Annotated in this window: 12 protein-coding genes; 4 read left to right on the plus strand and 8 right to left on the minus strand. The window is 40.8% G+C overall.

All coding sequences use genetic code 11. The annotated features are described in order from the left end of the window. Positions 1-4 precede the first annotated feature (4 nt). Entirely contained in the window at positions 5-3,688 is a 3,684-nt protein-coding gene (locus SP60_RS06330; RefSeq protein WP_053951817.1) for a DUF3683 domain-containing protein, read from the minus strand. 103 nt (positions 3,689-3,791) lie between these two features. On the opposite strand from SP60_RS06330, the gene hemJ reads away from it, so the two are divergent. Further along, the gene (hemJ, locus tag SP60_RS06335) at positions 3,792-4,214 is read left to right on the plus strand and encodes a protoporphyrinogen oxidase HemJ (protein ID WP_053951818.1); all 423 of its coding nucleotides are present in this window, start codon (positions 3,792-3,794) and stop codon (positions 4,212-4,214) included. Here hemJ and SP60_RS06340 read toward each other — a convergent pair. The 6 genes from SP60_RS06340 to SP60_RS06365 form a co-directional block, all read right to left on the minus strand. Continuing rightward, complete coding sequence (locus SP60_RS06340) at positions 4,211-5,482, minus strand: chloride channel protein (protein ID WP_053951819.1); 1,272 nt, start codon at positions 5,480-5,482, stop codon at positions 4,211-4,213. The two genes, hemJ and SP60_RS06340, sit on opposite strands and share 4 nt — an antisense overlap. A 3-nt stretch (positions 5,483-5,485) precedes the next feature. Continuing rightward, positions 5,486-6,379, minus strand: coding sequence for a cysteine synthase CysM (gene cysM, locus SP60_RS06345; protein WP_053951820.1), 894 nt, complete (start codon positions 6,377-6,379; stop codon positions 5,486-5,488). Positions 6,380-6,413: 34 nt separating this feature from the next. Then, positions 6,414-7,478, minus strand: coding sequence for a threonine synthase (thrC, locus tag SP60_RS06350; RefSeq protein WP_053951821.1), 1,065 nt, complete (start codon positions 7,476-7,478; stop codon positions 6,414-6,416). A gap of 12 nt (positions 7,479-7,490) precedes the next feature. After that, positions 7,491-8,777, minus strand: coding sequence for a homoserine dehydrogenase (locus SP60_RS06355; RefSeq protein WP_144418598.1), 1,287 nt, complete (start codon positions 8,775-8,777; stop codon positions 7,491-7,493). Between the two features lie 77 nt (positions 8,778-8,854). Beyond that, complete coding sequence (locus SP60_RS06360; protein ID WP_053951823.1) at positions 8,855-9,400, minus strand: RNA pyrophosphohydrolase; 546 nt, start codon at positions 9,398-9,400, stop codon at positions 8,855-8,857. A 23-nt stretch (positions 9,401-9,423) separates the two neighbouring features. Further along, entirely contained in the window at positions 9,424-10,089 is a 666-nt protein-coding gene (locus tag SP60_RS06365) for a Bax inhibitor-1 family protein (RefSeq protein WP_053951824.1), read from the minus strand. Between the two features lie 63 nt (positions 10,090-10,152). Here SP60_RS06365 and murD point away from each other — a divergent pair, with 63 nt between their 5' ends. Then, on the plus strand, positions 10,153-11,451 hold the full coding sequence (murD, locus tag SP60_RS06370; protein ID WP_053951825.1) for a UDP-N-acetylmuramoyl-L-alanine--D-glutamate ligase: 1,299 nt from the start codon (positions 10,153-10,155) through the stop codon (positions 11,449-11,451). On the opposite strand, the gene miaA is transcribed toward murD, so the two are convergent. Beyond that, on the minus strand, positions 11,438-12,319 hold the full coding sequence (gene miaA / locus SP60_RS06375; RefSeq protein WP_053951826.1) for a tRNA (adenosine(37)-N6)-dimethylallyltransferase MiaA: 882 nt from the start codon (positions 12,317-12,319) through the stop codon (positions 11,438-11,440). The two genes, murD and miaA, sit on opposite strands and share 14 nt — an antisense overlap. Before the next feature lie 118 nt (positions 12,320-12,437). Here miaA and SP60_RS06380 point away from each other — a divergent pair, with 118 nt between their 5' ends. Then, a complete protein-coding gene (locus SP60_RS06380; RefSeq protein WP_053951827.1) occupies positions 12,438-13,451 on the plus strand; it encodes a CDP-6-deoxy-delta-3,4-glucoseen reductase in 1,014 nt (337 codons plus the stop codon). Then, positions 13,448-13,756 carry a BolA family protein gene (locus SP60_RS06385; RefSeq protein WP_053951828.1) on the plus strand — a complete coding sequence of 103 codons (309 nt, stop codon included), beginning with the start codon at positions 13,448-13,450 and terminating at the stop codon, positions 13,754-13,756. The genes SP60_RS06380 and SP60_RS06385 overlap by 4 nt, the downstream gene beginning before the upstream one ends.

Consider the following 13,756-nt stretch of genomic DNA (forward strand, 5'->3'; position numbering starts at 1 on the left):
ACTTTTAAAGTAGTACTTTTTCGATATTAACCGATTGTATAAAGTCTTTCTGCCAATTCTCACCCAGTTGTTGTTCGGCGATAAGCTCAATCGGATAAACAGGCTCAATGTTAGTAGTACTTTGGTAGCGCGATAAACCTTGTCTACAAGCTGGGCAAGTAGTGAGCATTTTAACGGGCTTGTCGGTTTTGGCAATAGTGGCTATGTCTTTTTTGATTTCCAGCTCTTTTCTGTATTTGGCTTGCTTGGCGATATCAGGGCGCGCTACGGCAAATGTGCCAGCTTCACCACAACAACGATCGTTGCTAATGACTTCACTATTAACTATTTTAGAGATGAGATCGCTAGATTCCTCTGATTTAATCGGATCATGACAAGGTGCATGATAGAGGTATTGTTCACCTGTAGCTTTTAGCGTAACGTCTTGCTCTAGTAAGTATTCGTGAATATCTGTTAAGCTAGAATCTTTAAAAATATCGCCAAGTTCGTAAGTCATCAGCTGGTCAATACAAGTACCACATGAGGTAAGCACATGCTTGATATCCAGGTAGTTTAAGGTGTTGGCCATGCGATGGAAGAGTACACGATTATCAGTTGAAATAGCTGTACTCTTGGCTTCATCGCCACTGGCTCTTTGTGGATAGCCGCAACATAAATAGCTCGGTGGTAAAACCACTTTAACCCCTTGATGATAAAGCAGAGCAACAGTCGCTAAACCAATTTGAGAATAGAGGCGCTCAGACCCGCAACCTGGAAAGTAAAACACACTGGGTGAATCGGCATTGGATTTGGTTGGATGCGATAAAATTGGCACACTGGTGTTGTCGAGAATATCAAGCAACTCACGCATTGGCTGAAGCCCTGTATCCGTTGGTAGAGGCTTATCTAGCAAAGTAGTTAGCTCAATGGCCATACTTGGCCTGCCCACAGTTTTATTAGGTTGTTTGCTTAAGAATGGCTTGGCAAGTCGTGAGGCGATATTTTGCGCTTTGTAAGCGTAATCAATCAGTAGTTTTTTCGCCAGTTTTATTTTCCAAGGCTGAGTGGCATTCAAATAGGCTATTGAAGCTTTTGAGGCTAGGTTTGTTTGGCGCTTGCCCTGCTTGATTAGGATTGATTTCATCTTAATAGAGACATCGCCAAAATCAATATCAACTGGGCACGGCGTCGCGCAACGATGGCAAATAGTACAATGATCAGCAATATCGTCAAGCTCTACAAAGTGATTGAGCGAAATGCCTCGGCGTGTTTGCTCCTCATATAAAAAAGCTTCTGAGATGAGGTTGGTGCCGATAATCTTGTCACGCGGTGAATATAGTAGGTTGGCTTCTGGCACGTGCGTAGTACACACACCCTTACACTTGCCACAACGCAGGCAAGACTTAACCATATCATTAATTTCACCAATTTCACTACTTTCAAGAATAAGAGCCTCTTGTTCTACCAAATGTAGAGAAGGTGTAAAGGCACCATTGAGTCCGCTGCCAGGCATTAACTTGCCTTTGTTGAAATGATTGTTTGGATCAACTTGGTTTTTATACTCAACAAATTCTTGTTTGAACTCGTCAGATAAATATTGGTATTTGGTGAGACCAATGCCGTGCTCACCAGAAATAACACCACCAAGATTGGTCGCTAGAATCATAATCTCATCAACCACGCTTTCGGCCTTATGTAGCATCTGCACATTGTGAGAGTGTACTGGAATGTTGGTGTGCACGTTGCCATCACCGGCATGCATATGTGTGGCAACAAACAAGCGAACATTGCGATGTTCGGCGTGAATGGCTTGAATATCGTTACGTATGTCGGTAAATACATCGCCCATGAGTAGGTCGTTCAGCGGGTGTGCAAATTCATCCATGTAGGAGATAACACGTTCAGCCGTTTGTACTTTTCTAAAGACTTTTGAGTCGTCTAGCTGATCAAGAATGGTTTGCCATTGACTGCTAATCTGGTTTAATAACTCGATAGCGGCCACACTCTTTTCTTTAACCAGATGGGTCTTTGGCTTAATACTACCAAGATAGGTTTGAGCTTCACTGAGTGTGTCTAGTTTGTTTTTAATAGACAGGCGAATATTGATATGTTCAATACCGTCGTTATAATCAGCCAGCTTATCTAGCGGGATAACCACATCTTCGTTAATCTTAAAAGCATTGGTGTGAGCGGCAATGGCAGCGGTATTGGCACGATCTTTCCAAAAAGTTTGTCGTGTGCTGGCAGCTTTTGCAATAAAGCACTCGCCTTCTTTCTGGGTGGTAATAGCCTGGATTTTTTCGCCTATGCTGTCCAGTGATGATTGGGATTGGCTAGAAATATCAACCAATAAAACCATTTTTGGCAGCTCAGATTTATTGGCTTTAGTGGTGTATTTAACTGCCTTAATATAGCGTGCATCGAGATGCTCCATACCGACAAGATCTACTTCTATTGCATGATCAATTAAATCTTTAATGTCAACAATACTAGAAACTGCCGCTTTTAAATCATGGCCAAAGAATTCTAAACATAGGGTGTTAATATGCTTTAAAGGCTGATGTAGAACAAATTCTGCTGAGGTAATAAAGCCATCACAGCCTTCTTTTTGAATGCCTGGAAGCCCATCTAAAAATTTGTTGGTGACATCTTTGCCCAAGCCGCTTTTGCGTAGGTTTTTGGTGTCAATGGTTAAGACTCTAGAGCTGACGATGGTTTTAGAGTCATTCTCGAGCGTGTCAATTTTGAAACTAATTGATTTTAGTAGTTGGATTTTGTCTTGATTATGCTCTAAACGTTCTATACGTAACCAAGAGCCATCAGGCGTTACCATTTTCCAAGACAGTAGGTTGTCAATGGTGGTACCCCATCTAAGGGCTTTTTTACCGCCTGCGTTCATTGCTACATTGCCACCAATGGTACAAGCATCTTGTGAAGTTGGGTCTACGGCAAAAACTAAATTATTTGCTGCGGCCAATTCGCTTACGCGTTTAGTAATAACACCCGCACCAACATTAACACTTTGCAGGTTATTGGTATTTTTAATGTCACTGATAAAACTAAGTTTTTCAGTATTAATAACCGCTGTTTGTGTGTGCAATGGGATGGCACCACCGGTGTAGCCTGTGCCACCACCACGTGGGATAATGGTTAGTCCGAGCTCAATACAAGCTTTGACAATAGCGGCAATTTCAAGCTCAGTATCTGGGGTGATAACAACTTGTGGGTATTCCACGCGCCAATCAGTTGCATCGGTTGCATGCGATGAGCGAGAAAGCGCATCAAAGCGAATATTGTTGTTATGAGTGACTTTGAGTAGGGCTTGTTTAATGCGCTTTTTGTGCCGTTTAAAATCACTTAAACAGAGTTCAAACTTAGCCACTGCCAGATCAGCACTATGAAGTAGCTCTAAAACTTTGCTGTTGTTTTTGGCGCGCTTTCTAACGAGGTCTAGGCGTGAATTAAGCGCTTCAATCAGAGACTTCCAGCGACGCTGATTTTTGATCAAGTCTTCTTGTAAATAAGGGTTTCGATCAACCACCCACATATCGCCCAAAACTTCAAACAACATTCTAGCGCTACGCCCTGTATTGCGATTAGCACGAAGAGATTCTAGCAACTCCCAAGCATCTAAGCCTAAAAAGCGACATACAACCTCTTTGTCAGAGAATGAGGTGTAATTGTAGGGTATTTCTCGGTATTGCTTCAATTGAAGTAAAGTTCACAAAAATTAAATTTTATTTTACTATAATGGTTGATAGTTAAGGTTAGTTGTTTACACCCTTGAAAGGGTGATTTAAAAAGGAAAAAACATGTTGTGGATTAAGGCGTTTCATATTATTAGTATTATTACTTGGTTTGCAGCTTTGTTTTATTTGCCGCGTTTATTTGTCTATCATGCGATGAGCCAAGATAAGGTTAGTCTTGAGCGTTTCAAGGTGATGGAGCGCAAGCTTTACCGCGGCATTATGACGCCAAGTATGATTTTGGCAGTTGTTTTAGGTACTTGGATGGTGGTGGATGGCTGGGAGATTTACCAGACTCAGTATTGGCTACATGCCAAGCTAGCTTTAGTAGTGCCTCTGATTGTTTATCATTTTTATTGCGGGCATTTATTGCAAATCTTTAAGCAAGATAAAAATACACGTTCTGATGTTTTTTATCGTTGGTTTAACGAGTTTCCTGTTTTAGTTTTGATCGCTATTGTTGTTTTAGTGGTGGTTAAGCCTTTTTAATTCTTGGTTAGTTTTAAATAGTTTTCCGCCAAGGCTTCGTAAATAGGCTGGGTGAATATCTGCTTGCTAATCCAGTTAGCAATAAAAGCCACCAGCAATCCTGGAATGAGTAAATTAATTGCAGCACTCATTTCCAAAATGACAAAAGTTGCGGTGAGTGGCGCTCTAATGACAGCACTTAAATAAGCAATCATTGACATCATTAAAATCACTTGAGCATCAATATTTGAGTAGTAGGGCGCGATCTCAGCACCAATGCCTGCACCAATAGAAATACTGGGCATGAATAAGCCACCTGGAATGGTTGAGACTAGCGAAGTGAGTGTGGCAAAGTATTTCATGAATACAAACTCAAGTCCTAGTTGGTTGCCTGCTAGCATTAGAATAACTTCATCTCGTCCAGAACCGGCAATTTTTCCAGCCGACAGGTAATTAAAAAGACCAATAATCAAGCCTAAAAATAAAGCAATGGTAATCACGCGTGCTTTATTATGGCTAATGAATTTGGCGATTAAATAAAGAATACTTTTGGAGAATAGACCGCCGACAACACCTGCTAAAACAGCTAAAGGTATGAGTTGCCAAATAAGCTCAAGATTTAGGGAGTGGGCTGAGAAATCACCCAAATAAGGGGTGTTACCTCGATAGAGCAAGGTTAATACGTAGACCAAAGCACTAACAATTGCAATGAGTACTAAAGCTTGTTTTTTAAGTTTTCTACCAATTTCTTCGTAAGCGAATAAAAACCCTGCAAGTGGTGCATTAAAGGCGACAATTAATCCAGCGCTACCACCAATTGCGATTAATGAATGGATGAGGAGTTTGCGTTTTAATTTTAAAAACCGATTAAATCCATAAAAAATTGAGCCACCAATATGAATACTTGGCCCTTCAATACCAATGGGTGCACCGCCAAGCATACCGACAAAAATAAAAACAATTTTGCCTACAGCTACTCGGAATGAAAGTAGTTTCTCGCGAATGGTTTTGTTGCGTGAATCGTTCGCTGCGATAAGTTGTGGAATGCCGCTACCTTGAATATAGTGGCAGAAGTATTTAGCTGTGTAAACGATTAAAATGAAAGTAATCGGAGTGATGGCAAAACTTAAAGCAGGGTTCTTGCCAATAAGATGTTTAAACGCATGTTGTGCATAGTCACTCGATAATAAAAAAAAATCAATAGCAATAACAGTTAATACGCTAGCCAGTATTAATGAAATATAGGTTTTTAACTCGTTTGGAAATTGATGCGAGAGATATCTGCGCATGGTCTATTTGGCGTTAAACAAGCCAGTGGATAGGTAGCGATCGCCACGGTCACAAACAATGGTAACAATGGTGGCATTGTTGACATTTTTTGAGAGCTCTAGCGCTGCTGCGACTGCACCACCACTAGAGACACCGGCAAAAATCCCTTCTTTAGTGGCCAGCTCACGTGCGGTTTGTTCAGCAACAGATTGTGAAACATCCATTATAGAGTCAACTTTTGAGGCGTTAAAAATTTTCGGTAAATAGGCTTTTGGCCAGCGACGAATGCCCGCAATTTGTGATCCATCTTCTGGTTGTACGCCGATAATTTGAATATCGATATTTTTTTGTTTAAGCGCTGTAGAAGCACCCATAATAGTGCCAGTTGTACCCATGGCAGAGACAAAATGGGTTATCTCACCATGGGTATCTCGCCATATTTCTTCAGCCGTGGTATTAATATGTGCACCAGAATTGTCGAAATTAGCAAACTGGTTAAGTTGCAAGCCTTTACCGTCTTGCTCTAATTTGTCTGCTAAGTCACGTGCACCTTCCATGCCGGCTTCTTGGGTAACAATCAGTAGCTCTGCACCGTAGGCGGTCATGGCGTCACGACGCTCTTGAGAGAGGTTTTCAGGCATGATTAACATCATCTTGTAACCCTTGATAGCAGCCACCATTGCCAGTGCAATACCGGTGTTGCCACTGGTTGCCTCAATGAGTGTATCTCCAGGCTTGATATCCCCCCGGATTTCAGCTTGAGTAATCATGTTAAAAGCAGCGCGATCCTTAACCGATCCTGCTGGATTATTACCCTCAAGTTTGACCAATACAATATTAGACGGATTTGGGTTGAGACGTTGCAATCTAACCAAGGGTGTGTTGCCAATAGTTTGGTCGATGGTTTGATACGGCATTGTTCCCCCTAAAATCTACATAAAGTTTGTAGATTTACATATTGTTTAAAATTGCATCACGCACTTCACTCATCACTGGATTGATGTTGATCATCTCACTAGCGCATTGTGAGATGGCTGTATCTGGATCTTTCAGACCATGACCTGTCAATGTGCAAACCACTTTAGAGCCTTCAGGAATTTTGCCAGTTTGAATGTCGCGCATTGCGCCTGCTAATGAGGTGGCAGAGGCAGGCTCACAAAAAATTCCTTCTTGTTCGGTGAGTAACTTTTGTGCGGCTAGAATTTCAGTATCAGTTAATGAGTCAAACCAGCCGTTAGATTCGCTTTGTACTTTGTGAGCCAAGCCCCAGCTTTGGGGGTGACCAATGCGAATAGCAGTTGCAATAGTTTCAGGATTATCAACCATTGCACCTTTAACAAAGGGCGCTGCACCTGCGGCTTGATAGCCCACCATTTTTGGCTTATTTGTTGCTTTGCTATCATCAAAATATTCCTTATAACCCATCCAATGGGCTGAGATATTGCCAGCGTTGCCTACAGGCAAGCAGTGATAATCAGGTGCATTGCCTAATTCTTCAATAATCTCAAAGGCAGCAGTTTTCTGACCTTGTAGACGATAAGGATTAATCGAATTAACAATGGCAACAGGCGCATGGTCTGCCACTTCTTTTACTAAGCGCATACCATCATCAAAGTTACCTTTTATTTGAATAATAACTGCACCGTGGATCATAGCTTGAGCCAGTTTTCCTAGGGCAATTTTTCCTTCGGGGATTAGTACAAATGCTTTGATACCAGCGCGAGCGGCGTAAGCCGCAGCTGCAGCAGAGGTATTACCTGTTGAAGCGCAAATAATGGCTTTTGAGCCTGCTTCAACTGCCTTAGTTACCGCCATGGTCATACCGCGATCTTTAAACGACCCAGTTGGGTTTAGACCTTCGTATTTGATATAGATATCTACATCTTTACCTAGTGTGGCAGGAATGTTTTCCAAGCGAATTAAGGGCGTATTACCCTCGCCAAGACTGATTAGTTTGGTGTTTTCGTCAACTGGAAGTCTATCGCGGTAGTTTTCAATTAGGCCTGTATATCTCATTGTAAATTCTCCTTAATCTAGGTTTTCTACATGAATAATTTTAACATCCTCTTGGATGAATTCATGACTTTGGATTTCTGTTATGGCAGTATTTAAACTAGCAGTACTGACACGATTAGTGATAATGGCAATGTGAGCATTATTTTGTGCATCAATTTGTTTTTGAATGACCGACTCAACACTGATATTATGTTTGGCAAGGGTGGTGGTAATATCTGCCAACGCGCCAGGTTTGTCAGTGGCTAGTAGACGTAAATAAAATACACTATCAATGTTATCTGGGTCGCAATTAGGGATTTCAGTGAGTGCTTTCCAGCCTAATACATCGTGACTTACTGTTTCTTTAATAATGTCAACCAAATCGGCAATGACCGCACTGGCAGTGGCTTCATCGCCTGCACCTGCGCCATAATAAAGTGTTGGGCCGACTGCATTACCTTTGACCAATACCGCGTTCATCACGCCATCAACATTAGCTAAGAGTTGGGTTTTAGGGATAAGCGTTGGGTGAACACGCATTTGTAGCTCGCCATTGACTTTTTTAGCAATACCTAAATGCTTGATTGAATAATTAAGTTCGGTGGCAAACGCAACGTCTTCGCCACTAATTTGGCTAATACCTTGTGTCGATACTTTATCCATTTGTAATTCACAGCCAAATGCAATAGAAGCTAAGATCGCAAGTTTGTGAGCAGCATCAATGCCCTCTACATCAAAAGTTGGATCTGCTTCGGCGTAGCCTAAATCTTGAGCTTCTTTTAATACATCGGCAAAGTCTCTGCCTTTATCACGCATTTCAGTAAGGATGAAATTGCCTGTACCGTTAATGATGCCAGCGACTAACTCAATTTTATTAGCACTTAAACCTTGTTCTAAAGATTTTAGAATGGGAATACCACCAGCAACAGCCGCCTCAAACAACAAATGCACGTTTTTTTCTTTGGCCAAAGTTAATAGCTCATTACCGTGAGTGGCAATTAAAGCCTTGTTGGCAGTAATAACATGCTTGTTGTTGTTGATTGCCGCTATGACTAATTCTTTGGCAATGGTTGTGCCACCAATAAGCTCTAAAACAACGTCTATTGTTGGATTGTTAACTATTTCAAAAGCGTCTTCGGTGATATTGATATTGCCATCTGCGCAAATTCTAGGCTCAGAAATGCTTTTAACTGCGCCGTGGGTAACGTTGATCTGTTCACCAGTGCGCGCAAAGATTTCATTTTCATTTTTACTTAAAACGTTGACAACGCCACCGCCTACAGTACCCAGTCCTAAAATTCCAATATTCACGTTACTCAATCCTTTTTCAAAATGTTTGATAAGAGGGGAATTATACCAACTGGATATTGCTGTATAAAGGTATTAGAGTTGGGAATTTATTTGGTTTTGTCTAGCGTAATGGCAGAGCACTTGAGTGGGCGTGAATAATGTGCAGGAATAGTGTGTTGATTGTTAAAAAGTACAGGTGCTAGTGCCTTTAACATATCTTCGTAAATTGGCTTTTTAAAGTCAATCACTTTTTCGATAGGATGCCAATAATCTACCCAAGCCCATTCGTCAAATTCAATATCAGAATGTGTATCTAGCTTAATATTTTCTTCGCCTGAGGTTAGGCGTAGTAGAAACCAAACCTGCTTTTGTCCAACGCAAATAGGTTTTTGAGAGCGTCTAATGTGGCAGTCTGGCAGATCGTAACGTAGCCATTTTGGTGTTTTAGCAAGCACACTAACGTGATGAGACTCTAATCCAACCTCTTCGTTGAGTTCGCGAAAAAGCGCCTCTACATCGCTTTCACCTTGATCAATGCCACCTTGTGGCAGCTGCCAAGAATTTTGCTTATAGCGCTTGGCTAATAAAACTTGGTGTTTGTCATTGGTGATAACAATGCCAACATTGGCACGATATCCCTCACTGTCAATCATGATTAGGTGGCGTTTTTTACGCTTTAATCGTCGTTAGAAAAGGCGCCTAGCAGATGTAATAAGCTGGTAAACATATTGTGGAGTGCCAGGTAAAGACCAACAGTTGCAGAAATGTAATTTGTTTCGCCACCATTGATAATGGCAGACATTTGACTAAGCATGAAAGCACCCATAATCATCACCACGGCAAATGAAATAAGAAGGCTAAAAGCAGACGACTCAAGGAAGAAGAAGTTCAATAAAGACAAAATAATAATACCCACCATAGCGAAAAAGATCATGCCATTTAAAAAGCTAAAATCTTTCGTGGTATTTTGAGCGTAAAAACTAATGGCAAAAAACGCAACACCCGTTCCTGTTAAGGCCTGAATAACCAAATCAGCACCATTTGGCATGGCTAGATAATGCGTGAGCATTGGACCAATTGAATAGCCAAGTAGGCCCGCTACAGCAAAGGCTGTTAAGATGCCTTTGTTGCTATTTTGGGTTTTTGGTAATACAAACCAGATTACCGCGATTGCAGCAAGAGAGCTAACTATAGCTGAGCCAAATCCAGCGCCTGAGGCGACTGAAAACCAAGAGGCTAGACCACCAAAGACCAGCGTATAAGAAAGTAATCTCATTGTATCTGACAAGACTTTATTTTTAACTTTAATATTGCTAACGGCAGTCGTTGAAAATGTACTCATAATTTATCCTTCGGATTAAGTGTGTAAAATAATCTTATTTTATACTGAAAATAAAGTAATAGCATGAAACTAGTTTTAGGCTTAGGAGTGACCGGTTTTTCCATTGCACGCTTTTTACAGCAACAAGAAATTGCATTTAAAGTGGCCGACTCTCGACAAGCGCCACCCTTATTAGCTGAGTTTTTATTAGAATTTCCAGTAGTGGAGCTTTCTTTAGGTGATTGGGATGATTCTGTACTTGAAGGCGTTGATGAAATTTTTATCTCCCCAGGTATTGCCAAACGCGAAGCGATTGTTGTATGGGCATTGGACAGAGGTATCGAGGTTGTTAGTGATATTGAATTATTTTCTAGGTATGCCCAAGCACCTGTTATTGGCATTACTGGCTCGAATGGTAAGTCAACAGTCACTCAGCTACTCGGAGAGATGATTCAGGCTAGTGGTCAAAAAGTAGCAGTGGGTGGTAATATCGGTACACCAGCCTTAGAGTGTCTGGATGAGACGGTTGAATTTTATGTGTTAGAGTTATCAAGCTATCAGCTGGATTACAGCAAAAATCTGAATTTATTAACGGGTGTGGTGCTTAACATAACCCCTGATCATTTGGATCGATATGACAGTTTTGAACAGTATATAAACTCGAAGCTAAGCTTGTATCAATATTGTCAGCAATCGGTTGTTAATATTGATGAGCCACTTGTTCCTAAGCAAGATTCAGCTGTTTATTTTGGTATTAGTATTCCAAAACAAGAGCAAGATTTCGGCACCGTTACTTGCCATGGTAGTTGTTATTTTTTAAAGGGTGACGATGTGCTAATGGGTGTGGATGAAATGCAGCTAATTGGTGAGCATAATGTGGCCAATATTTTAGCCGCATTAGCACTGGGCGATCAAATTGGCTTAGATATGACTTTAATGACTGATTGTGTTAAGGTTTTTAAAGGGCTTGAGCATCGATTAGAATGGGTGACAGATCAGCAGGGTATTGCATTTTATAACGATTCAAAAGCAACCAATGCTTTGGCTAGCATGACAGCGCTTAGAGCTCTGATTGATAAACATGAAAATATTGTTTTAATTGCAGGCGGTATGGCTAAAGATGAAGATTATTCTGAGTTTTTTAAGCTGGTTGATCAAAATGTATTTGGTGTGGTCTTAATTGGTCGAAGTGCGATGTATTTTGAGCGCGGTATTCACACAGCAAAAACGCTTCATGCTCAAAATATGCATGAAGCAGTTGCTTTGGCTAGAGGTATGATTAACAAGGGTGTGGTACTGTTATCCCCAGCCTGTGCAAGTTTTGATATGTTTGATAATTTTGAGCAACGAGGTCGTGAATTTAAACGCGCTATTGCTGAATAAAGTTAACAGATTTTTCAAGATCTGCAGCTTTCAGCGTTAAGCCTTCAGTCTCATTTTTTAGCCAAGTACTTTGACGCTTACACAACTGGCGTGTAGCAATAATCGATCTTTCAATCATTTCTGCTTCATCAATTTCCTTATTTAAAAATTGCCAAGCTTGTCGATAGCCAACGCAACGAATTGAAGGCAGGTCTTGATGTAGTTCTGGTTTGGCTTTTAAAGTTTTTACTTCTTCTATGAAGCCTTGCTCCATCATTAAATGAAACCGAGTTTGAATACGCTGGTGCAATTCAGAGCGATCAGGCATTAGGATGATTTTTTTAATCGTGTAATTTAGCCCACCTTGTTTTTTCCCCTGAAGTTTTGTGAGGGTCTGGCCACTAATATCAAAAACCTCCAGAGCACGGGTAATACGTTGTGCATCGTGAGCATGAATTCTTTCAGCGGCTATAGGGTCGATTTTTTGCAAATCTTGGTGTAATGCTGCCACGCCTTTTGTTTTGAGTAGCTGGTTATATTTTTCTCGTGATTCTGGTGTGGATTCAGGTAGATCAGATAAGCCGTGCTCTAAAGCATTGAAATAAAATGAAGTGCCGCCGACCAAAATAGGAAGCTCACCGTTATTAAAAGCCAGCTCAATTTGCGCCTTAGCATCGGTAATAAAATCTTGAGCCGAATAAGCATCGCTAGGTTTGCAGATGTTAATCAAGTAATGAGGGTGGGCGCTAAGGGTTGCTGCATCAGGTTTAGCGGTACCAATGTCCATGCCTTGATAAATTAATGCAGAATCGACACTAATCAGTCTGGATTTGATTTTTTGGCTAATTTTAATGGCCAGATCTGTCTTGCCTGAGGCGGTAGGGCCCATTAAAAAAAGCACAGTGTTAGTTGGTGGATTGAGCACAAAGATCCTTGTATTAGTAAGTATTTTTCATAACTAACCTAGATTATAATGTCAGCATTAAAAATATTGATAGAATAAAGTCATGTTTACAGTAGAAAATCAAGTGAGCGGTAATCGCTTTGAAGTTGCACAAGACGAAACCATTCTCGATGGCGCTATTAGTCATGGCCTGGGGTTTCCTTACGGGTGTCAAAATGGCTTTTGTGGCAAGTGTAAAGCGACACTTATGGAAGGTGAAGTGGGTTATTTAGAAGGTATTCCGCCTGGAATTACGCCTGCAGAGGTTAGCGACAATATGATTTTGCCATGTAAGTGTTATGCCAAAACAGATGTGTCAATTGTGGTTACAGAGCTTGAAAGTATTGCAGATATTGAAGTTAAAACACTGCCTTGTAAAGTGGCTAAGATAGAGCATTTAAACGAGGATGTGGCCAAAGTTGTTTTGAAAATTCCAGGTAATGAGGCGCTGCAATATTTAGCTGGTCAATATATAGATTTAATTCACCCTGATTTTGAGCCACGTGCTTTTTCTATTGCTAATGCGCCGCATAATACTGGCATTATTGAACTGCACGTGCGTCTGATCTCAGGGGGCAAATTTACCAATTTTGTGTTTAATGAAATGCAAGAAAAATCCTTGTTAAAAATCCAAGGCCCTAAAGGAAGTTTTTATTTAAGAGAAGATAGTGAAAAGCCTATGATCATGATTGCTGGTGGCACAGGGTTTGGCCCTGTAAAGGCTATGGTTGAGCATGCTATTGAATCTGGTAGTCGAAGAAAAATTGATATTTATTGGGGAGCGAGAAGTGAGCAAGATTTATACATGTCACTACCTAATGAGTGGGCTGAGAAATTTGACTATATTAATTTTGTACCTGTATTGTCCATGCCAGATGACAATTGGCAGGGTCGAGTAGGCTATGTTCATGATGCGGTTTTAACGGATTTTGAAACATTAACTAATTACGAAGTGTATGCTTGTGGACCGCCAGAGATGGTTAAATCTGCTGCTAATACCTTTGTTAAAAAAGGCATGTTCGAGAAAAATTTCTTTAATGATAGTTTTGATTTCGCCCATCAAGTGAGTAGTGTATGAATGATTTGCAACAGCATTTAACGCAGCAGCTCCAAGTGGCTCTAGCGCCAAGTTATTTAGAAGTGATTAATGAGTCTGCCAATCATTCTGGGCCAGCAACACAGTCACATTTTAAGTTGATTGTTGTGAGTGATTATTTTAAAGATTTGACATTAATTGCCAGACATCGCTTTATCAACCAACTATTTAAAGAAGAATTGGATCATATTCATGCACTGGCGATGCATACTTACACACCCGATGAGTGGCAACTAAAAGGCAGCGCTCCCAGCTCTCCAAACTGTGCAGGTGGTAGTCAATCTTAA

Origin of the sequence: Candidatus Thioglobus autotrophicus, assembly GCF_001293165.1 — a bacterium.
Taxonomy (GTDB): domain Bacteria; phylum Pseudomonadota; class Gammaproteobacteria; order PS1; family Pseudothioglobaceae; genus Thioglobus_A; species Thioglobus_A autotrophicus.

Bases quoted from the DNA above. Each gene is read 5' to 3' on its own strand.
- hemJ (WP_053951818.1), top strand. From the start codon at position 3,792: ATGTTGTGGATTAAGGCGTTTCATATTATTAGTATTATTACTTGGTTT.
- SP60_RS06340 (WP_053951819.1), bottom strand. From the start codon at position 5,482: ATGCGCAGATATCTCTCGCATCAATTTCCAAACGAGTTAAAAACCTAT.
- cysM (WP_053951820.1), bottom strand. From the start codon at position 6,379: ATGCCGTATCAAACCATCGACCAAACTATTGGCAACACACCCTTGGTT.
- thrC (WP_053951821.1), bottom strand. From the start codon at position 7,478: ATGAGATATACAGGCCTAATTGAAAACTACCGCGATAGACTTCCAGTT.
- SP60_RS06360 (WP_053951823.1), bottom strand. From the start codon at position 9,400: ATGATTGACAGTGAGGGATATCGTGCCAATGTTGGCATTGTTATCACC.
- SP60_RS06365 (WP_053951824.1), bottom strand. From the start codon at position 10,089: ATGAGTACATTTTCAACGACTGCCGTTAGCAATATTAAAGTTAAAAAT.
- murD (WP_053951825.1), top strand. From the start codon at position 10,153: ATGAAACTAGTTTTAGGCTTAGGAGTGACCGGTTTTTCCATTGCACGC.
- miaA (WP_053951826.1), bottom strand. From the start codon at position 12,319: ATGGGCCCTACCGCCTCAGGCAAGACAGATCTGGCCATTAAAATTAGC.
- SP60_RS06380 (WP_053951827.1), top strand. From the start codon at position 12,438: ATGTTTACAGTAGAAAATCAAGTGAGCGGTAATCGCTTTGAAGTTGCA.
- SP60_RS06385 (WP_053951828.1), top strand. From the start codon at position 13,448: ATGAATGATTTGCAACAGCATTTAACGCAGCAGCTCCAAGTGGCTCTA.